The organism is Curtobacterium sp. P97 (assembly GCF_023712445.1).
In the GTDB taxonomy this organism is placed as follows: domain Bacteria; phylum Actinomycetota; class Actinomycetes; order Actinomycetales; family Microbacteriaceae; genus Curtobacterium.
The window spans coordinates 222,374-241,108 of the sequence record NZ_JAMAYF010000003.1 but is presented as its reverse complement, the minus strand read 5'-3'; the positions used below and the strand labels follow the sequence as shown (position 1 = coordinate 241,108).

The window sequence follows — 18,735 nt, the reverse complement described above, 5'->3', positions numbered from 1 at the left end:
GTACCTCGGCGGCAACACAACCCCCACCACCGCGGGCGCCGCCGCCCGCACCGGACACCCGTGCCGACCCGCGAGCCGTCCACCCCTCACGACATGAACCTGAACGACACGCGCGCCGCTGCGCAGGGCCGAGCGATCTGATGCTCTGGTACCTCGGCAAGCGCCTCCTGCAACTCATCCCCGTCTTCTTCGGGGCCACGTTCCTCATCTACTTCATGGTCTTCTCGCTGCCCGGCGACCCGATCGCCGCGCTGTTCGGCGACCGTCAGCCGTCGCCGCAGGTGATCGAGCAGCTCCGGCAGCAGTACAACCTGGACAAGCCGTTCCTCGTCCAGTACTTCCTGTGGATCGGTGGCGTCTTCCGCGGCGACCTCGGACTGACCTACTCGGGCCTGCCTGTGTCGCAGCAGCTCGCGTCGGCGTTCCCGATCACCGCGCGTCTGGCGCTCCTGTCCCTGCTCTTCGAGGCCGTCGCGGGCATCGTCGTCGGTGTCATCGCGGGTCTCAAGAAGGGCAAGTGGTTCGACACCTCCGCGCTCGTCGTCTCGCTGCTGCTCATCTCGGTGCCGACCTTCGTCGTCGGCTTCCTGCTGCAGTACGTCTTCGGCATCCAGCTCGGTCTGTTCCGCGTGACCGTGTCGGGTCAGGCACCGTGGTCGGAGCTCGTGCTCCCGGCCGTCGTGCTCGCGACGGTGTCGTTCGCGTACATCGTGCGGCTCACGCGCGCCAGCGTCGCCGAGAACATGAACGCCGACTTCGTCCGGACCGCCACCGCGAAGGGCCTGCCCCGTCGTCGCGTGGTCGGGGTGCACATCTTCCGCAACTCGCTCATCCCCGTGGTGACCTACCTCGGTGTCGACATCGGCAACCTGATGGTCGGCGCGGTCGTGACCGAGGGCATCTTCAACATCAACGGTGTCGGCGGCACGGTGTTCCGCGCCGTCAAGCTCGGCGAGGGCCCCACGGTCGTGTCGTTCGTCGCCGTGATGGTCATCATCTTCATGCTCGCCAACCTCCTGGTCGACCTGCTCTACGCCGTCCTGGACCCGAGGATCCGCTATGCCAAGTAACGCCGAACCCCGCTCCGCGACGCACTACGTGGCGCCGATCGAGGAGACGCCGCTCCAGGCCGTCGACCAGGTCGACGAGACGGAGAAGACGCGCTCGACCTGGACCGACGCGTGGGACTCCATGCGTGTCCGCCCGACCTTCTGGATCTCCTCGGTCCTGATCCTGCTCGTGCTGGTCGTCGCGGTCTTCCCCGGCCTGTTCACGCACGTGGACCCGCGCGCGGCGAACCTCGACTTCAGTGACGAGGGCGCCCGCCCGGGTCACCCGCTCGGGTACAACCGCCAGGGCTACGACGTGTACGCCCGTGTCATCTGGGGCGCACGCAGCTCGGTCATCGTCGGCCTGGTGGCCACGATCCTGGTGTCGCTCGTCGGCATCATCATCGGTGCCCTCGCCGGCTTCTACGGCGGCTGGCTCGACACGATCGTCTCCCGCATCGGCGACATCTTCTTCTCGATCCCGACCATCCTCGGTGCGATCGTGATCATGTCGGTCATCCCGGCCCGCAACGCGATCACGGTGGCCCTCGTGCTCGCCGCGTTCGCGTGGCCGCAGATCGCCCGCATCATGCGCGGTGCGGTGCTCAGTGCGAAGCAGTCCGACTACGTCACCGCCTCGGCGGCGCTCGGCGTCAGCCGCTTCACCACGCTCGTCCGCCACGTGATCCCGAACGCGATCGCCCCGGTCATCGTCATCGCCACGGTGTCGCTCGGGTCGTTCATCGTCGCCGAGGCCACCCTGTCGTTCCTCGGCATCGGGCTGCCCCCGTCGGCGCTCAGCTGGGGCCTCGACATCGGGACCGCGCAGACGTCGATCCGCACCAACCCGTCGACGATCTTCTGGCCGTCCGCCGCCCTGTCCATCACCGTGCTCGCGTTCCTGCTCCTCGGCGACGTGGTCCGCGACGCGCTCGACCCGAAGGCGAGGGCCCGTCGATGACCGAGACGCTCACCGATCCCACCACCCGTCGTCCGGCCGGTTCCGGCGCCCCGCTGCTCGAGGTCTCCGGCCTGCAGGTCGGGTTCCGCACGCAGAGCGGTCTCGTGCAGGCCGTGCGCGGCGTCGACTTCACCCTCGAGCAGGGCGAGCGTCTGGCGATCGTCGGCGAGTCCGGTTCGGGCAAGTCGACCAGCGCCCAGGCGATCATCAAGCTGCTCGCCGGCACCGGCGAGGTCACCGGCGGGTCGATCAAGTTCAACGGGCGTGAGCTCGTCGGCCTGTCCGACAAGGAGATGGCCGGCATCCGCGGGAAGGAGATCGGCTACGTCCCGCAGGACCCGATGTCGAACCTCAACCCGCTGTGGTCGATCGGCTTCCAGGTCGAGGAGGCGATCAAGGCCAACGGCATGGCCACCGGCAAGCACGCGATCCGCGCCCGCGCGGTCGAGGTGCTGCAGGAGGCCGGCCTCGGCGACGCCGCCACCCGGCTCAAGCAGTTCCCGCACGAGTTCTCCGGCGGCATGCGCCAGCGCGTGCTCATCGGCATCGGTCTGTCCAGCCGCCCGCAGCTGCTCATCGCGGACGAGCCGACCTCGGCGCTCGACGTCACCGTCCAGCGGATCATCCTCGACCACCTCGAGACGCTGACCCGTGACTTCGGCACCTCGGTCCTGTTCATCACGCACGACCTCGGCCTCGCCGCCGAGCGTGCCGAGAAGCTCGTCGTGATGTACAAGGGCCAGGTCGTCGAGTCGGGTCCGTCCAAGGAGATCCTGGCCAACCCGCAGCACCCGTACACGCAGCGCCTCGTCGCCGCGGCGCCCTCGCTCGCGAGCCGTCGCATCCAGTCGAAGGTGCAGCACGCCCGGGTCGACATCGCCGACGCGGGCAGCGAGGACGACGAGCTGATCGCTCGCGCCCAGGAGCGCGAGCACCGTCCGGCGCAGGACCTCATCGTGGTGAAGAACCTGCAGAAGGTCTACAAGCTCCGCGGGAAGAACCTGCAGTCCCGCGAGCTCAAGGCCGTCGACGACGTCTCGTTCGCGATCCCGAAGGGCACCACCACGGCGCTCGTCGGCGAGTCGGGCTCGGGCAAGTCGACCGTCGCGAAGCTCGTGCTGCAGCTCGAGTCGATCAGCGGTGGTTCGGTCACGTTCGACGGCATCGACATCGGCGCCCTCAAGGGCAAGGACCTGTTCGACTTCCGTCGCCGGGTGCAGCCGGTCTTCCAGGACCCGTACGGCTCGCTGGACCCGATGTACAACGTCGGGAACACGATCGCCGAGCCCCTTGCCACGCACAAGGTGGGCGACAAGGCGAGCCGCCGGGCCCGCGTGCTCGAGCTGCTCGACCAGGTCGCGCTGCCGAAGTCGATGGTGAACCGCTACCCGAACGAGCTCTCCGGCGGGCAGCGGCAGCGCATCGCGGTCGCGCGTGCGCTGGCGCTCAAGCCCGAGGTCATCGTGCTCGACGAGGCGGTCTCGGCGCTCGACGTGCTCGTCCAGGGACAGATCCTCGACCTGCTCACCGAGCTGCAGACCGAGCTCGACCTGACGTACCTCTTCATCACGCACGACCTCGCCGTCGTCCGCCTCGTCGCGGACAACGTCTGCGTCATGCGGAAGGGGCAGATCGTCGAGAAGGCGACGACCGACGAGGTCTTCGCGAACCCGAAGGAGCAGTACACGAAGGACCTGCTCGCCGCGATCCCGGGTGCCGGGTTCGAGTTCGGGCGCTGATCCCGCTGCACCACCCCGAGGCCGGACGTCCCGTCGTCCTCCGCGCAGGTCGCGGAGGGGCGGTGGCGTCCGGCCTCGTCGTCGTCCTGGGGGTGTTCCTGCTCGCCGACGCCGCGGTACGGGGGAGTTGGGACGTCGTCTGGGTCGCGGTCGGCCCGGTCGCCGCGATCGTGTGGGCGCTCTGGCTGCTCACCGTCCGGCCGTCGGTGCGGCTCGACGACGACGCGCTCACGGTCGTGAACCCGATGCGCACCACCCGCGTCCCGTGGGCTGCCGTCACCGACGTCCGGCTGCGCTGGCAGATCGTGGTGCAGACCGCCGACGGGCGCTCCGTCACCTGCCGCGGCGGGCCGTCGATCCGCGGGTCGCGTCCGGTCCGTCGTGGGCAGCTGTCCGTGCCGCAGGAGCCGGAGGAGCTGCGGACGATCCGCCAGCGCTGGCGCGCACGCCGCGCGGCCGGGGCACCCGACAGCGACGTCCGCCGCGGGTGGGACCGCCCCGCCGTCGTGACCGGGGCGGCGGTCGCGGTCCTGCTGCTGGTCTCCGCGGGCGCGCTGGCGGTCTGACGCACCACGGGGCGGTCGGGAGGCTCTGCGCGGTCCCGCCACGCGCCTCCCGTCCGCCGACGGGATGGCCGGGAGGCTCTGCGCGGTCCCGCCGCGCGCCTCCCGTCCGCCGACGGGATGGTCCGGAGGCTCGACGCGGTCCCGCCACGCGCCACCGGGCCGTTGCGTGCTCGTCTAGAGCTGTGCGCCTGCCATCGACGCGGCGACACCGAGCACGATCATCGCCGTGACCGTCCACCCGTGCACGCGGTGGACGATGGTCGCGGCCTCGACGGTCGCCGGCGGCGGTCCGTCCTGCACGACCGGCGCAGGCACGTGCGCGCGGAGGACGTCCGCGACCTCCCGGACGTCGGCGGCCGTCGTCGCGCCGTCGCCCGGCCGACGGATCCCGAGCGCGGCGGTCGGCCGCGTCGCGAGCCAGGTGCGGCGGACGCCCTCGGTCGTGACCACCTCGATGCCGTACTTCGTGCGGACCTCCTGCACGCGGCGCCAGGGGTAGGTGCTCGTGCGGCGGACGTCGACGATCGTCAGCGTCTCCTCCGTGAGCTCGAACCGCGGGCGCCAGAGCACGGCCCACGCGATGAACGCGGTGAAGATGCTCGGGACGGGGACGAGCAACGGGTTGCCGCCGGTCAGGAGCGCGAGCGGCACCAGCACGACCGCGACGACCCACAGGACGACGGCGAACAGGCGCATCCGGGGCGCGACGACGGTGCTCATCCAGGCCATCGTAGGGGAGTGGGCGGGGTCGAGAGCGCCTCCCCGGGGACGTCCGGGAGCGGGTGTGACACACCTGCGCGTACCGCCGGACGACCCGGTTCCCCGGAGAGGCGGGTCCGTTGCGGACCTCGTCCGTCCATGGTCAGCACCGTCACGCCCGGGTGTCAACACCCGGTGCCCGATCTTCAGGAACGCTGGTCCGTCCCGCGCGGTCAGACGAGTCGTTCGACCTGCTCGCGGATGGTGTCGGCCTTCGGGAAGCGCAGGCCGACGAGCCCGACGTGGCGCCAGCGGACGATCCCGTCGGCATCGATGACGAAGACCGAGCGGCGGAGGCCGATGCCCGGCGCACGGACGCCGTAGGCCCGCGCGACGTCGCCGCCGGTGTCGCTCAGCAGCGGGAAGGTGAGGGACGCACCGCGGGCGAAGTCCTCGTGCGAATCCAGTGCCTGCGGGCTGACACCCCAGACGACGGCCCCGAGGTCGGTGAACTCGTCGAGCTCCTCCTGGTAGCTGCAGAGCTGGGCCGTGCACACGGGCGTGGCGTCGCCGGGGTAGAAGGCGAGGACGAGGGGGCGTCCGATGACCGCCGACAGGGCGTACTCGTCGTCCGTCCGTGCGCCGTTCCGGATGACCAGGCCGGGCAGGGAGAAGTCGGGCGCGGTCTCGCCCGGCTCGGGGATGCTCATGCCCTCACAGTAGGACAGGGAACGGGCCCGGTCGCGTTCTGCGACCGGGCCCGTCCTGGTGTCGTGCTGCTACTTCGTGAACCCGACCTTGGTCCAGTCGATGTTCTGCGCGCCCGCGAACGCGCCGTAGTTGGCGAGCTTCGGGTTCTGCGCGACGAGGGCCGGCTTCGCGGTGATCGGCATCGAGTGGCCGATCGCCCAGACCTGCTTGTCGACCTTGTTCCAGATCGCGTTCGCCTTCTCGGTGTCCGGCTCGGCGACCGCCTGCGCGATGAGCTTGTCGATCGCGTCGTCACCGATGCGGCCGTAGTTCTGACCGGTGTCGCCGGTTTGGTAGATCGACGCGCTGCTGGAGTGGAAACCGGTGCCGCCCCAGACGAAGATCGTCATGTCGTAGTTGCCCGGCGTGACGTACTGCTCGAAGAAGTCGTCCACCGCGACGGACTTGAGCTTCAGCTCGATGCCGACGTCCTTGAGCTGCTGCTGCATCACCTCGGAGAGCTTCTGCGACGAGGTCGCACCCGACGGGATCGTGATGGACAGCGAGAGCGTCTTTCCGCCCTTCTTGCGGTACTGGCCGTCGGTCTTCCAGCCGTCGTCGTCGAGGATCTTCTTCGCCTTCTCGACGTCGAAGGTGCCGTTCGGGTCGGTGTTCGCCTCGTAGCCGTCGTCGGTCGACAGGAAGACGTGGTTGTCGAGCGTGCCGAGCTTGTACGGCAGGGTCCCGCCGATGACCTGCGCCAGCGCTTCCCGGTTCACCGCGTGCTGGATCGCGAGTCGGAGCTGCTTGTCCTTGAGGATGCCCTTGGACGAGAAGTCGACGTGCGTGTACTGCGCCGAGGTCGAGGCGTAGACCTTCGAGTTCTTGGCGTCCTTGACGCGGTCGAACCGTTCCGAGGTCGTCGTCAGGACCGAGTCGATCTCCTTGTTGAGGTAGGCGTCGACGTCCGCGTTGCCGTCGAGCGACCGGAAGATGACCTGGTCGAGCTTCGGCTTGTCACCCCACCAGTTCTCGTCGGGGACGATCGTCACGGTGCCGGCGGTCTCGTCGAGCTCGGACACCTTGTACGGGCCCGAGGAGACCGGGACCTTGCCCTTGTACGCCTCGTTGAACTGCTCGGGGGTTCCGGTCTGGCTGGCCGGGTAGAGCGGGGTGAAGAGCGACTTCCAGTCGGAGAACGGCTTGTCGAAGACGACCTTGACGTCCTGGTCGGACGACCCCTTCGTCACCGAGGCGATGTCCTCGTACCCGGTGGTCGACCCGACCAGGTAGTCCGGGTTCGTCCCGTTCAGGGCCTTCCACTCGTTCTCGAAGTCCTTCCACGTGATGGGGGACCCGTCGTTCCACTTCGCCTTCGGGTTGATCTCGTACTCGATCGTGAGCGGGTCGTCGCTCGTCGCCTCGGCCTTGGAGACGTAGTCGGTGTCGAGCTGCGGGGCGCCCTTGCCGTCGATCACGTAGATGAACGGCATCGTCGCCTGTTCGATCGTGGAGGCGTCGACCAGGGCGCCGTCGACCTGGTTGTAGTTCCACTGGGTGATCCACTGCGAGATCGGCAGGCGGAGCGTGCCGCCGTCCTGCAGGTCCGAGACGGGCTGCTCGTTGATCTGGGCCGAGGTGGGCAGGGTCTTCTTGCCCGAGTCGTCGGAGCCGCTGCCGGACCCACCGTTGGATCCGTTCGAGCAGCCGGTGGCGACGAGAGCGAAGCCGGCGAGTGCCGCCGTCAACGCCAGGACTTTCCTGTGCTTCATGGTCTTCCCCTCGTGAAGTTGTGGATCACCATACGGCCCCCGCGCGGGGGCAGTCGACCCGTTCTGTTGCAAACACCAATTCGTTACGCGGGGAGTGGCGGGATGTGATCTCCCGGAAACAAATCGGGTCGTATGGTGTTCCGCATGACCCGCTTCCTGGCGCGTCGACTCGTGTACTACGTCGTGCTCGTGTTCCTCGCCACCTCGCTGACGTACTTCCTGGCCTCGGCGACGTTCAGCCCCCGATCCGTCTACGCAGAGCGCAACCCGGCCCCGCCTGCGGCCACCATCGACAAGAAGCTCGACGACATCGGTGTCAACGACAAGACGCCGATCGTCGTGCGGTACGGGCACTGGCTCGGCGACGTCGTGCAGGGAGACATGGGGCGGACGATCCAGGACCGCCCCGTGACCGACCAGTTCTGGCCGCGCCTGGGGGTGAGTCTCCGCCTGCTGCTGGTGGGCACGATCGTCGGCATCCTGCTCGGGGTGCTGCTCGGCGTCTGGAACGCCGTCCGGCAGTACCGGATCTCGGACCGGGTGAGCGCGATCATCTCGATCGTGCTCATCTCGACACCGGTGTTCCTGACGGCCGTGTTCCTGAAGATCGGGGCGACGAAGCTCAACCAGGACACCGGGACCCAGCTCATCAACTTCACCGGTGAGGCCACCCCGGGGCTCAGCGGGAGCTGGATCGACCTGTTCTTCGACCGCGGCGTGCACCTGCTCCTGCCGACGATCTCGATCGCACTCGGGCTCATCGCGATCTACAGCCGGTACCAGCGGGCGACGATGCTCGACGTGCTCGGTTCGGACTTCCTGCGGACCGCGCGCGCGAAGGGCCTGACGAAACGGCAGGCGACGTTCAAGCACGGGCTCCGGACGGCGCTCCTCCCGATGACGACCCTCTTCGCCTACGGCTTCCTGGGCATCCTGACCGGTGCGATCTTCACCGAGAAGATCTTCGGGTGGAACGGCCTCGGTGCGTGGTTCATCGACTCGGTGAACAACAACGACGTGAACGCGGTCACGGCGTACTCGCTGTTCGCGTCGGTGATGGTGCTCATCGCCGGGTTCCTCGCGGACACCCTCACCGCCGTCCTCGATCCCCGCGTGCGGAGGAACTGACATGACCGACACCCGGATCGAACCCGTCGACGGCACGACCGTCGGTCGGTCCGACACACCGTTGCCCGGCAGCCCGAAGCCCGGCGGGAAGCAGCGCAACCGCTTCGTGCAGACCGTCGTCCGCACCTTCATGAACCGCGGGGCCGGGATCGGCCTCGTCGTGATCGTGCTGCTCTTCGCCTTCGCGTTCATCGGGCCGCTCGTGAGCCCGTACGGCTACTCGCAGATTGACTACACCGCGTTCTCGCAGCCGCCGAGCGGGACGCACTGGTTCGGCACGAACGGCATCGGGCAGGACGTCTTCGCGCAGACCGCGCGGGGGATGCAGAAGAGCCTGCTCATCGGCCTGCTCGTCGCGGTGTTCTCGACGGCGATCGCTGCCCTGACGGGTGCCGCGGCCGGGTACTTCGGCGGCTGGGTCGACCGGATCGTGATGTTCTTCGTCGACATGCTGCTCGTGCTGCCGTCGTTCCTCATCATCGCGATCATCAGCCCACGCATCCAGAACTCGGGCTGGATCGTCCTGGTCGCCCTCATCGCGGGCTTCGGCTGGATGATCACCGCCAGGGTCGTCCGCTCGATGACGCTGTCGGTGAAGGAGCGCGAGTTCGTGCGCGCCGCCCGGTACATGGGCATCGGACCGTTCCGGATCATCGTCCGGCACATCCTGCCGAACGTGGCGTCCTTCCTCATCATCGACGGCACGATCCAGGTCGGCGCCGCGGTGTTGTCCGAGACGAGTCTCAGCTACTTCGGCTTCGGCGTGCAGGCACCGGACGTCTCGCTGGGCACGCTCATCGCGCAGAACCAGGACGCCGCGCTCACCAGCCCGTGGCTGTTCTTCTTCGCGGCCGGTGCGCTCGTGGTCTTCGCCATCGCGGCGAACCTGCTCGGCGACGGGCTGCGCGACGCGCTCGACCCGACGTCGGCGACGGGCAAGAAGCAGAAGCGGAGCGGTCGGAAGCGCGACCAGAACCAGGCCGCGGTCGACGCCGCGACCATCACCACGCAGGCAGGGGCCGGCGCATGAGCACCACCACCACGACGACCACCACGACCGAACCGCTGCTCCGCGTCCGCGACCTCGACGTCCGGTTCCCGACCCCGCGCGGCGTCGTGCACGCCGTTCGGGGGGTCGACCTCGAGCTCCGGCGGGGCGAGGTCCTCGGCATCGTCGGCGAGTCCGGTTCGGGCAAGTCCGTCACGAGCATGGCGATCCTCGGACTGCTGCCGGAGACCACGAAGGTCACGGGGTCGATCGCGCTCGAGGGGCAGGAGCTCCTCGGCCGCAGCGACCGGCAGCTGAGCAAGCTGCGGGGCGCCAAGGTGGCGATGGTCTTCCAGGACCCGCTGTCCGCCTTCACGCCCGTGTACACGATCGGTGAGCAGATCGCCGAGACCGTCCGCGTGCACCGGGGCGCCTCCAAGCAGGACGCACGCGCCCGGGCGATCGAGCTGCTCGAGCTCGTCGGCATCCCGCAGGCCGAGCAGCGTGTGGACGCCTTCCCGCACGAGTTCTCCGGTGGCATGCGGCAGCGCGCGATGATCGCGATGGCCATGGCGAACGACCCGGACGTGATCCTGGCCGACGAACCGACCACGGCACTGGACGTGACGATCCAGGCGCAGATCATCGACGTGCTCCGCACCGCGCAGCGCGAGACCGGTGCCGCCCTGGTGTTCGTCAGCCACGACCTCGGGGTGATCGCCGGCATCGCCGACCGCATCGCCGTGATGTACGCCGGCCGGATCGTCGAGACGGCGAGCGCGGACGAGCTGTTCGCCCGGCCACGCATGCCCTACACGATCGGCCTCATCGGCGCGCTGCCGCGGCTCGACGAGTCGAGCGGCGAGCCGCTCGTGCCGATCCCCGGGTCGCCCCCGTCGCTCATCGGGCTGCCCGACGCCTGCCCGTTCGCCGACCGGTGCCCGCTCGCCGCGGCCGTCTGCCGTGGGTCGGAACCGCCGCTCGCCGCGGTCGACGTGGCGGCCGGTGTCCCCGGAGAAGGGCCGGTCGACACCTCGGTGCCGCACGCGGTCGCCTGCCACCGGTACGAGGAGGTCGCCGAGGCCCACGCCGACGCCGGCGCGATCTTCCGGCTGCCCGAGATCCCGGACACCGGCGTCGCGGTCACCACACCCGCCGCCCGCGAGCAGCGTCCCGCCGTCGTCCAGGTCGAGGGGCTGACGAAGACGTTCCCGCTCGTCAAGGGGTCGGTGTTCAAGCGCAAGGTCGGCGAGGTCTACGCGGTGGACGGCGTCGACCTCGACATCCGCACGGGCGAGACGCTCGGGCTGGTCGGGGAGTCGGGGTCCGGCAAGTCGACGACCCTGCACCAGCTGATGGACCTCGAGCGGCCCGAGCACGGCACGGTCGAGCTCTTCGGACAGCCGGTCACGGCGTCGAAGCAGCTGCGGCAGCGCATCTCGATGGTGTTCCAGGACCCCGCAGCGAGCCTCGACCCGCGCATGTCCGTGTACGACGTCGTCGCCGAACCGCTCCGGGCCATCGGCGCCTCGTCGGACCGCATCGCCGAGCGGGTGCCGGAGCTCCTCGGGCTCGTGGGGCTCCGTGCCGCCGAGGCCGACCGCTACCCGCACGAGTTCTCCGGCGGGCAGCGGCAGCGCATCTCGATCGCTCGGGCGCTCGCGACCGAGCCGGAGCTCATCGTGCTCGACGAGCCGGTCTCCGCGCTCGACGTGTCGATCCAGGCTGGGGTGCTCAACCTGCTCGCCGACCTCAAGGCACGACTCGGGTTGTCGTACCTGTTCGTGTCGCACGACCTGTCGGTGATCCGGCACGTCGCGGACCGGGTGAGCGTGATGTACCTGGGCCGCACCGTCGAAGAGGGTGCGGTCGACGAGGTCTTCGAGCGCCCGATGCACCCGTACACGGCTGCGCTCATGTCGGCGGTCCCGGTGCCGGATCCCGTCGTGGAGCGCGCACGGCGGACGATCCTGCTGCCGGGGGACCCGCCCAGCCCGACCGAGCGCCCGACCGGCTGCCGGTTCCGCTCGCGCTGCCCGCTCTACGCGATGCTGCCCGAGGCGCAGCAGGCGCGGTGCCGCGACGAGGTGCCCGAGAAGGCGCCGCGCGCCGGCGCGGAGCGCGACCACCGTGCGGCGTGCCACTACCCGGAGCAGGTGCCGCAGCTGGTCGCGTGACCAGCCGACGGACGGCAGGCGCGGTGCCGGTCGGTGCCGCGCCTCCCGTCCGTCACCGGCCCACGTCCCGGTCGGTGCGCGACCACACGGTGAGGTCGACCACCGACCCGTCACCGAGGAACCCGGCGCGCCGCAGCGTCCCCTCGGGGACGAAACCGGCTCGGCGCGCGAGGGCGAGGGACGCAGCGTTGCCCGGTGCGATCCGCAGCTCCACGCGACGGAACTCCGCCGACGTGACGAGGTGGTCCGCCAGGGTACGGACGGCTGCCGCGGTCCCACCGGTGCGGCGCCGATCGGGCACCGACCAGTAGCTGAGTTCGCAGCTCCGGGCCCGGCGGTCGACACGTCTGACCTCGATCGACCCGGCCAGACCGCCCGCCCACTCGATGGCGAGACGGAGGCCGTCGCCGGATGCGCGGAGCGCCGCGGCCTCGTCGGCCCAGGCTCCGTACGCCTCGGGCGGCAGGCCCCGCGGGACCGGGAGCCAGCGGCAGATCTCGTCGTCGCGGTAGGCCGCCGCGATGGCGACGCCGTCGGCGGCCGTCAGGTCGCGCAGTCCACCGGGCAGCCGACCCCACCTCGGTGCGCTCACCGGAACAGTCCCGGGAACGCCTGGGCGACGAAGGGGTAGCCCACGAAGACGACGGCGTCGAGCAGGCAGTGCGTGATGACGAGCGGGAGCAGCCGCCCCCACCTCGTGTAGATCCACCCGAACACGACGCCCATCACCGCGTTCCCCACGAACGCCCCGAACCCCTGGTACAGGTGGTAGCTCCCGCGCAGGACCGCGGTCGACAGGATGACCTGCCACCGCCCCCACCCGAGCCCGCCGAGTCGCTCGTACAGGTACCCGATCACGATGACCTCTTCCTGCAGCCCGGACCGGACGGCCGAGAGCAGCAGGACGGGGATGGTCCACCAGTAGGTGTTCAGTGCCGCCGGGTCGACGTCCACGGTGAAGCCGAGTGCGCGACCGGTGAAGTAGAGCGCGAGTCCGGGGATGCCGATGCCGAGCGCGATGAGTGCTGCACCGCCGAGGTCCGGCCGCGCCCGGAAGCGGTCGATGCCGAGCCGGTGGAGGTGCGGGCGCCTGGCGCTCCAGAGGAGGTAGCAGACCAGCGCGACCGGGGCCAGGTCGACCGCGATGCCGACGAGCTGCCGTGCGAGGTCGACGTACTGCACGGTCGTGGTCGACGTGTTCAGCGCCGTCGACTGCTCGCCGAGGGGCGTCGTCTGCGACAGGTCGTCGATGATCTGCAGCACCGAGTACAGCGCGCTGCCACCCAGTGAGAGCATGAGGACGATCGTGATCTCGGTCCACGTCCGCCGTCGGGTCATGCGCTGTACTCCTCAGGGTTGCGAACTACCGGTAGACTGGCGTGTCGGGCGTTCCAGCCCACCCCCGGGCAGTGCCACCACGGCGCGAGAGCCGCCGTCGGCCGCCCGATCTTCTCCGAACACTTGAAGGATGTCCTGTATGGCGCTCGCCACCCGGTCCGACCTGCGCAACGTCGCCATCGTGGCACACGTCGACCACGGCAAGACCACCCTCGTCGACGCGATGCTCACGCAGACCAACTCGTTCGACGCCCACTTCGAGGGCGAAGACCGGATGATGGACTCGAACGACCTCGAGCGCGAGAAGGGCATCACCATCCTCGCGAAGAACACCTCGGTGCTCTACAACGGGGAGCACGCCGAGCAGTTCAACCCGGGTGGCCGCATCACGATCAACGTGATCGACACCCCCGGCCACGCCGACTTCGGTGGTGAGGTCGAGCGCGGCCTCTCCATGGTCGACGGTGTCGTGCTGCTCGTCGACGCGTCCGAGGGCCCGCTGCCCCAGACCCGCTTCGTGCTGCGCAAGGCGCTCGCCGCGAAGCTCCCGGTGATCCTGCTCGTCAACAAGACGGACCGCCCGGACTCCCGCATCGACGAGGTCGTCTCCGAGTCGCAGGACCTGCTCCTCGGCCTGGCCTCGGACCTGTCGGACGAGGTCGACGACCTCGACCTCGACGCGATCCTCGACGTCCCGGTCGTCTACGCGTCCGGTCGTGCCGGCGCCGCGAGCCGCAACAAGCCGAACGACGGCGAGCTGCCCGACAACGACGACCTCGAGCCGCTGTTCGAGGCGATCCTGCAGCACGTGCCGGCGCCGACGTACGACGACGAGCACCCGCTGCAGGCGCACGTCACCAACCTCGACGCCTCGCCGTTCCTCGGCCGCCTCGCGCTGCTCCGCATCTTCCACGGCACGATGAAGAAGGGGCAGACGGTCGCGTGGGTCAAGCACGACGGCACCGTCGCGAACGCCCGCATCACCGAGCTGCTCATCACGAAGGCACTCGACCGCTTCCCGGCCGAGTCCGCGGGCCCCGGTGACATCGTCGCCGTCGCTGGCTTCGACACCATCACCATCGGTGAGACGCTGTCCGACCCCGAGGACGTCCGCCCGTTGCCGACCATCACGGTCGACGACCCCGCCATCTCGATGACCATCGGGACCAACACGAGCCCGCTCGTCGGCAAGGTCAAGGGCCACAAGCTGACCGCGCGCATGGTCAAGGACCGCCTGGACCGCGAGCTCATCGGCAACGTGTCGCTCAAGGTGCAGGACATCGGCCGTCCGGACACCTGGGAGGTCCAGGGCCGTGGTGAGCTGGCGCTCGCCATCCTGGTCGAGCAGATGCGCCGCGAGGGCTTCGAGCTCACCGTGGGCAAGCCGCAGGTCGTCACGAAGCGTGACGAGAACGGCAAGCTCCAGGAGCCCTACGAGCACATGACGATCGACACGCCGGAGGAGCACCTCGGCGCGATCACGCAGCTCATGGCCGCGCGCAAGGGTCGCATGGAGAACATGACGAACCACGGCACCGGCTGGATCCGCATGGAGTTCATCGTGCCGTCGCGTGGCCTCATCGGCTTCCGCACGTCGTTCCTCACCGAGACCCGTGGCACGGGCATCGCGAACGCGATCTCGCACGGCTACGACGACTGGGCGGGCCCGATCCAGACCCGCATCAACGGCTCGATCGTCTCCGACCGCGCCGGTGTCGTCACGCCGTTCGCCATCACGAACCTGCAGGAGCGCATGACGTTCTTCGTCAACCCGACGGAGGAGGTCTACGAGGGCATGGTCATCGGCGAGAACTCGCGCGCCGACGACATGGACGTGAACATCACGAAGGAGAAGAAGCTCACGAACATGCGTTCGGCGAACGCCGACTCCTTCGAGTCGATGACGCCGTCGCGCCAGCTCTCCCTCGAGGAGTGCCTGGAGTTCGCGCGCGAGGACGAGTGCGTCGAGGTCACCCCCGACAACGTGCGCATCCGCAAGGTCGAGCTCGACGCGCAGGCCCGTCAGCGCGCGTACGCCCGCCTGAAGCGCCAGGACGCGTAACCCCGCGACAGCCTGGAGGCACTGCCTCCGTCCGACGGCCCGGTCACCTCGTCGAGGTGGCCGGGCCGTCGGCGTCCGCGCCCTCCGGCTCCGGGGTTACGGTGGACGGGTGACCCTCGATCTCCTCTCCCTGTACCAGGACCTGCACGCCCACCCGGAGCTCGGCTTCCAGGAGCACCGCACCGCCGGTGTGATCGCCGACCGACTGGCCGAGATCGGTGGGATCGAGGTCACCACGGGCGTCGGCGGGACGGGCGTCGTGGGCGTCCTGTCGAACGGCGACGGACCGGTCGTGTGGCTCCGCGCCGACATCGACGGCCTGCCCGTGCAGGAGCGCACGGGGCTGTCCTACGCGAGCACGCACACCGGCCGTGACGACGAGGGCGTCGAGGTCCCGACGATGCACGCCTGCGGACACGACATCCACGTCACGTGGCTGCTCGGGACCCTCGAGCGCCTCGTCGACACCCGTGACGCGTGGCACGGCACGGTGGTCGCCGTCTTCCAGCCCGCAGAAGAGGTGATCTCCGGTGCCCGCGCGATGATCGAGGACGGCCTGGTCGAGCGCTTCCCGCAGCCAGAGGTCGTGCTGGGGCAGCACTCCGCCCCCGCGCCGGTCGGGATCGTCGCGGTCGGCAGCGGACCGGTCATGGCGTCGAGCGACCGGCTGACGGTCACGTTCAACGGCCGCGGCGCGCACGGTTCGGCGCCGCAGGCCTCGCTCGACCCGATCGTCACCGCCGCGAGCGCCGTCGTGCGGCTGCAGACGGTCGTCTCCCGCGAGGTCTCGCCGTCCGACGCCGGCGTCGTCACCGTCGGCGCCTTCCACGCCGGGACCCGGCCGAACATCATCCCGGACCAGGCCGTCATCGAGATCTCGACCCGTGCTCGGAACGAGGAGACCCGCGAGCGGATCATCGCCTCGATCGAGCGCATCGTGCGGGCCGAGAGCGAGGCGGGCGGCCTCGCCGCGCCGACCATCGAGCGTGCCCCGGGTGCCGAGGTCACCGTGAACGACCCCGAGGCGGCGAAGCGCGTGCTCGAGGCGATCCGTCCCGTCGTGCCCGGCGCGCGCGACCTGGAGATCGGGCTGGCGATGGCGTCGGAGGACGTCGGGCAGCTCGCCACCGCGGCGGGGGTGCCGCTCGTGTACTGGTTCACCGGCATCACCGACCCGGAGCTGTTCCGCCGCGGCGAGGAGATCCCGAGCAACCACTCGCCGTTCTACGCGCCGCAGGCCGAGACGGCGATCCCGGTCGGCGTCGACGCCCTGACGGCAGCCGCCCGAACCTACCTGTCCTGACCGGCGGCGCGGCGGACGGGAGACTTCCCAGGGAACGCACGCCGCGCCTCCCGGCAGTCCACCTAGGGTGTCCGCATGCGCACGACCCGGACCCTCATCGCCGCCGTGACCGCGGGGATCGCCCTCGCGGGCCTGACCGGCTGCTCCGCCGACGCGGTGCGCCAGGCGACCGACCTCGGCTCGTCGGTCGCCTCGAACGTCAGCGAGACCGTGCAGGGCATCGACGGCAAGGCGGTCCAGGACGGCATGGCCTCGGTCGCGGGCGGCATCGACGGCGCCCTCGACGCGGCACTGTCGGGCACGGGTGTGACGAGCGACGGCAGGGTGCCGGACGGCTTCCCGACCCCCGACGTCCCGCTCGTCGACGGCACCGTGCTCGGCGGTGGGGCCGGGCCGAACGGTTCCGGCTGGGTGGTGCAGGTCCGCGTGGCCTCGGTCGACGACTTCGCGGCGGCCGCCGAGCAGCTCGCTGCCGCCGGGTACACCGAGTCCGCGAAGCGTGCGGACACGTCGAGCGCGTTCGGGATGTTCCGCAGCGACGCGTACCGCGTGGTGCTGACGGTGTCCGAGTCGTCGGACGGCGTCACCGCGACGTACATCGTCACGCCCCGCTAGCGAAGTACCCTGGGACGCGATGTCCAAGGCTCCCGCACCGCGTCCCGAGCGCGTCCTGTTCGTGCACGCCCATCCCGACGACGAGACCCTGTCGTCCGGCGGCACCATCGCCACCCTGCTCGAGCTCGGCGCCGAGGTGACGGTGCTCACCGCCACGCGGGGCGAGCGCGGCGAGATGCTCACCGAGGCCCTGGCGCCGCTCTTCGGTGACGGCCCCCGTGTCGCGGCACACCGCGAGACCGAGATCGCCGCCGCGCTGGCCGCGCTCGGCGGTCCGGCACACCTGTGGCTCGGCGGCCGGGGAGCACGTCCCACCGACCTGCCCGAGCGGCGGTACAGCGACTCCGGCATGCAGTGGGGACCGGACGGACGCGCGACGGCCGCCGACGACGCCCCGGCCGACTCGCTCACCGCGGCGGACCTGGGCGAGGTCGTCGACGACGTGCGCGCGGCGATCCGCTCCACCGGCGCCGACGCGGTGGTCAGCTACGCCGACGACGGCGGGTACGGCCACCCGGACCACGTGCGGGTGCACCACGCTGCCCGGTACGCGGCCCGGGCAGAGGAGGTCCCCTTCTCGATGATCGTCGACCCGACGTCGGACGAGGTCGACCTGACCGTCGACGTCGTCCCCGTCCGGGCGAAGGTCCGCGCCGCCGTCGAGCAGTACCGGTCGCAGGTCGCCATCGACCCCGTGGACCCGACGGATCCGCAGCGCCTGACCTGGGTGATGCCCCACGGCGTCCGGCAGGAGGCCCCCGCGGTCGAGGCGTTCCGGCACGACGCCGACCCGGTGCCCCACGCTCCCGAGACCTTCGCCGAGCTCACCCCTCAGGGGAAGGTGACGGCGGTCGTCGTCGCGGCGGTCGCCGGGCTCGTCGTCGGAGCACTCGGGACCGTCACGCACCAGCAGCGGCTCGCGGGCTTCCCGGTCGGCATGGTCCTGACGACGCTCATCGTGCTCGGACTCGTGGTGGGACTGCGCCTCCTGTACCGCTCGCGGGCGATGGTCGCAGCGGCCGGCATCGGGATCATCGTCGCGACGCAGGTGCTCGTGAGCGTCGGCGGGCAGTCGTCCCCGCTGGTGCTCGCGAACCTCGCCGGCTACGTCTGGACCTTCGCGCCGGCGGCGATCGCGGCGTTCGCCCTCGCCTGGCCCGACCTGTCGGGGCTGCGAGCCCGCGCCGCGGCGGCGTCGGCGTCCGGAGCCGGAGCCGGGGCCGGGACGGCTGCCGCATCGTCCACGGACACCGCGCGGTCCGGGGCTCCCGGGCGCCGCGAGTAGACTCGACCACGCTCAGTCCGAAGGGAGCACCCGCACCGTGACCTACGTGATCGCCCAGCCCTGTGTCGACGTCAAGGACCGCGCCTGCATCGACGAATGCCCGGTCGACTGCATCTACGAGGGTGACCGGTCGCTGTACATCCACCCCGACGAGTGCGTCGACTGTGGTGCGTGCGAGCCGGTCTGCCCGGTCGAGGCGATCTACTACGAGGACGACCTGCCGGACGAGTGGGCCGACTACTACAAGGCCAACGTCGAGTTCTTCGACGAGGTCGGTTCGCCCGGCGGTGCCGCCAAGGTCGGTGTGATCCACAAGGACCACCCCGTCATCACGGCCCAGCCCCCGCGCGGCTGACCCGGACC

General features: G+C 70.3%; 17 protein-coding genes. 12 read left to right on the top strand and 5 right to left on the bottom strand.

Annotated elements, in window-relative coordinates:
• Positions 1-140: 140 nt before the first annotated feature.
• The 4 genes from M3677_RS04490 (at position 141) to M3677_RS04475 (ending at position 4,315) form a co-directional block, all read left to right on the top strand.
• Positions 141-1,070, top strand: coding sequence for an ABC transporter permease (locus M3677_RS04490; protein WP_066652773.1), 930 nt, complete (start codon positions 141-143; stop codon positions 1,068-1,070).
• A complete protein-coding gene (locus M3677_RS04485) occupies positions 1,060-2,010 on the top strand; it encodes an ABC transporter permease (protein WP_066652788.1) in 951 nt (316 codons plus the stop codon). Before M3677_RS04490 ends, M3677_RS04485 begins: the two co-directional genes overlap by 11 nt.
• Positions 2,007-3,749: an ABC transporter ATP-binding protein gene (locus M3677_RS04480; protein WP_066652791.1), complete on the top strand. Its 1,743-nt coding sequence runs from the start codon at positions 2,007-2,009 to the stop codon at positions 3,747-3,749. Before M3677_RS04485 ends, M3677_RS04480 begins: the two co-directional genes overlap by 4 nt.
• A 62-nt stretch (positions 3,750-3,811) precedes the next feature.
• Positions 3,812-4,315 carry a PH domain-containing protein gene (locus M3677_RS04475; protein ID WP_066652794.1) on the top strand — a complete coding sequence of 168 codons (504 nt, stop codon included), beginning with the start codon at positions 3,812-3,814 and terminating at the stop codon, positions 4,313-4,315.
• A gap of 174 nt (positions 4,316-4,489) precedes the next feature.
• Here M3677_RS04475 and M3677_RS04470 read toward each other — a convergent pair whose 3' ends face one another.
• From M3677_RS04470 to M3677_RS04460, 3 genes are all read right to left on the bottom strand, one after another.
• Positions 4,490-5,035 (bottom strand): PH domain-containing protein, encoded by a 546-nt coding sequence (locus M3677_RS04470; protein ID WP_158407732.1) that lies wholly within the window; start codon positions 5,033-5,035, stop codon positions 4,490-4,492.
• A gap of 212 nt (positions 5,036-5,247) precedes the next feature.
• Positions 5,248-5,724, bottom strand: coding sequence for a peroxiredoxin (locus M3677_RS04465; RefSeq protein ID WP_209683664.1), 477 nt, complete (start codon positions 5,722-5,724; stop codon positions 5,248-5,250).
• A gap of 69 nt (positions 5,725-5,793) precedes the next feature.
• On the bottom strand, positions 5,794-7,476 hold the full coding sequence (locus tag M3677_RS04460) for an ABC transporter family substrate-binding protein (RefSeq protein ID WP_251154699.1): 1,683 nt from the start codon (positions 7,474-7,476) through the stop codon (positions 5,794-5,796).
• Positions 7,477-7,620: 144 nt separating this feature from the next.
• On the opposite strand from M3677_RS04460, the gene M3677_RS04455 reads away from it, so the two are divergent.
• Genes M3677_RS04455 through M3677_RS04445 form a run of 3 tightly spaced genes read left to right on the top strand, consistent with a single transcriptional unit; the run spans position 7,621 to position 11,769 of the window.
• Positions 7,621-8,604 (top strand): ABC transporter permease, encoded by a 984-nt coding sequence (locus M3677_RS04455; RefSeq protein WP_251154700.1) that lies wholly within the window; start codon positions 7,621-7,623, stop codon positions 8,602-8,604.
• Position 8,605: 1 nt separating this feature from the next.
• On the top strand, positions 8,606-9,634 hold the full coding sequence (locus M3677_RS04450) for an ABC transporter permease (protein ID WP_251154701.1): 1,029 nt from the start codon (positions 8,606-8,608) through the stop codon (positions 9,632-9,634).
• Positions 9,631-11,769 carry an ABC transporter ATP-binding protein gene (locus M3677_RS04445; RefSeq protein ID WP_251159883.1) on the top strand — a complete coding sequence of 713 codons (2,139 nt, stop codon included), beginning with the start codon at positions 9,631-9,633 and terminating at the stop codon, positions 11,767-11,769. Before M3677_RS04450 ends, M3677_RS04445 begins: the two co-directional genes overlap by 4 nt.
• 52 nt (positions 11,770-11,821) lie before the next feature.
• Here the strand turns inward: M3677_RS04445 and M3677_RS04440 are convergent, their stop codons facing one another.
• Complete coding sequence (locus M3677_RS04440) at positions 11,822-12,361, bottom strand: GNAT family N-acetyltransferase (protein ID WP_251159882.1); 540 nt, start codon at positions 12,359-12,361, stop codon at positions 11,822-11,824.
• Positions 12,358-13,107, bottom strand: a complete 750-nt coding sequence (locus M3677_RS04435; protein ID WP_251159881.1) for a CPBP family intramembrane glutamic endopeptidase — start codon at positions 13,105-13,107, stop codon at positions 12,358-12,360. Before M3677_RS04435 ends, M3677_RS04440 begins: the two co-directional genes overlap by 4 nt.
• Before the next feature lie 139 nt (positions 13,108-13,246).
• On the opposite strand from M3677_RS04435, the gene typA reads away from it, so the two are divergent.
• From typA to fdxA, 5 genes are all read left to right on the top strand, one after another.
• Entirely contained in the window at positions 13,247-15,169 is a 1,923-nt protein-coding gene (gene typA, locus M3677_RS04430; RefSeq protein WP_066652823.1) for a translational GTPase TypA, read from the top strand.
• Between the two features lie 109 nt (positions 15,170-15,278).
• Entirely contained in the window at positions 15,279-16,472 is a 1,194-nt protein-coding gene (locus M3677_RS04425; RefSeq protein WP_251159880.1) for an amidohydrolase, read from the top strand.
• A gap of 75 nt (positions 16,473-16,547) precedes the next feature.
• Complete coding sequence (locus tag M3677_RS04420) at positions 16,548-17,087, top strand: hypothetical protein (RefSeq protein WP_066652830.1); 540 nt, start codon at positions 16,548-16,550, stop codon at positions 17,085-17,087.
• A gap of 19 nt (positions 17,088-17,106) precedes the next feature.
• Positions 17,107-18,372, top strand: a complete 1,266-nt coding sequence (locus tag M3677_RS04415; RefSeq protein WP_251159879.1) for a PIG-L family deacetylase — start codon at positions 17,107-17,109, stop codon at positions 18,370-18,372.
• Positions 18,373-18,409: 37 nt separating this feature from the next.
• The gene (gene fdxA, locus M3677_RS04410; protein ID WP_066652836.1) at positions 18,410-18,727 is read left to right on the top strand and encodes a ferredoxin; all 318 of its coding nucleotides are present in this window, start codon (positions 18,410-18,412) and stop codon (positions 18,725-18,727) included.
• Positions 18,728-18,735: the final 8 nt, after the last annotated feature.

Excerpts from the sequence above, each read along its gene's own strand:
- M3677_RS04490 (WP_066652773.1), top strand. The coding sequence starts at position 141 with ATGCTCTGGTACCTCGGCAAGCGCCTCCTGCAACTCATCCCCGTCTTC.
- M3677_RS04485 (WP_066652788.1), top strand. The coding sequence starts at position 1,060 with ATGCCAAGTAACGCCGAACCCCGCTCCGCGACGCACTACGTGGCGCCG.
- M3677_RS04480 (WP_066652791.1), top strand. The coding sequence starts at position 2,007 with ATGACCGAGACGCTCACCGATCCCACCACCCGTCGTCCGGCCGGTTCC.
- M3677_RS04470 (WP_158407732.1), bottom strand. The coding sequence starts at position 5,035 with ATGAGCACCGTCGTCGCGCCCCGGATGCGCCTGTTCGCCGTCGTCCTG.
- M3677_RS04465 (WP_209683664.1), bottom strand. The coding sequence starts at position 5,724 with ATGAGCATCCCCGAGCCGGGCGAGACCGCGCCCGACTTCTCCCTGCCC.
- M3677_RS04460 (WP_251154699.1), bottom strand. The coding sequence starts at position 7,476 with ATGAAGCACAGGAAAGTCCTGGCGTTGACGGCGGCACTCGCCGGCTTC.
- M3677_RS04455 (WP_251154700.1), top strand. The coding sequence starts at position 7,621 with ATGACCCGCTTCCTGGCGCGTCGACTCGTGTACTACGTCGTGCTCGTG.
- M3677_RS04450 (WP_251154701.1), top strand. The coding sequence starts at position 8,606 with ATGACCGACACCCGGATCGAACCCGTCGACGGCACGACCGTCGGTCGG.
- M3677_RS04445 (WP_251159883.1), top strand. The coding sequence starts at position 9,631 with ATGAGCACCACCACCACGACGACCACCACGACCGAACCGCTGCTCCGC.
- M3677_RS04435 (WP_251159881.1), bottom strand. The coding sequence starts at position 13,107 with ATGACCCGACGGCGGACGTGGACCGAGATCACGATCGTCCTCATGCTC.
- typA (WP_066652823.1), top strand. The coding sequence starts at position 13,247 with ATGGCGCTCGCCACCCGGTCCGACCTGCGCAACGTCGCCATCGTGGCA.
- M3677_RS04420 (WP_066652830.1), top strand. The coding sequence starts at position 16,548 with ATGCGCACGACCCGGACCCTCATCGCCGCCGTGACCGCGGGGATCGCC.
- M3677_RS04415 (WP_251159879.1), top strand. The coding sequence starts at position 17,107 with ATGTCCAAGGCTCCCGCACCGCGTCCCGAGCGCGTCCTGTTCGTGCAC.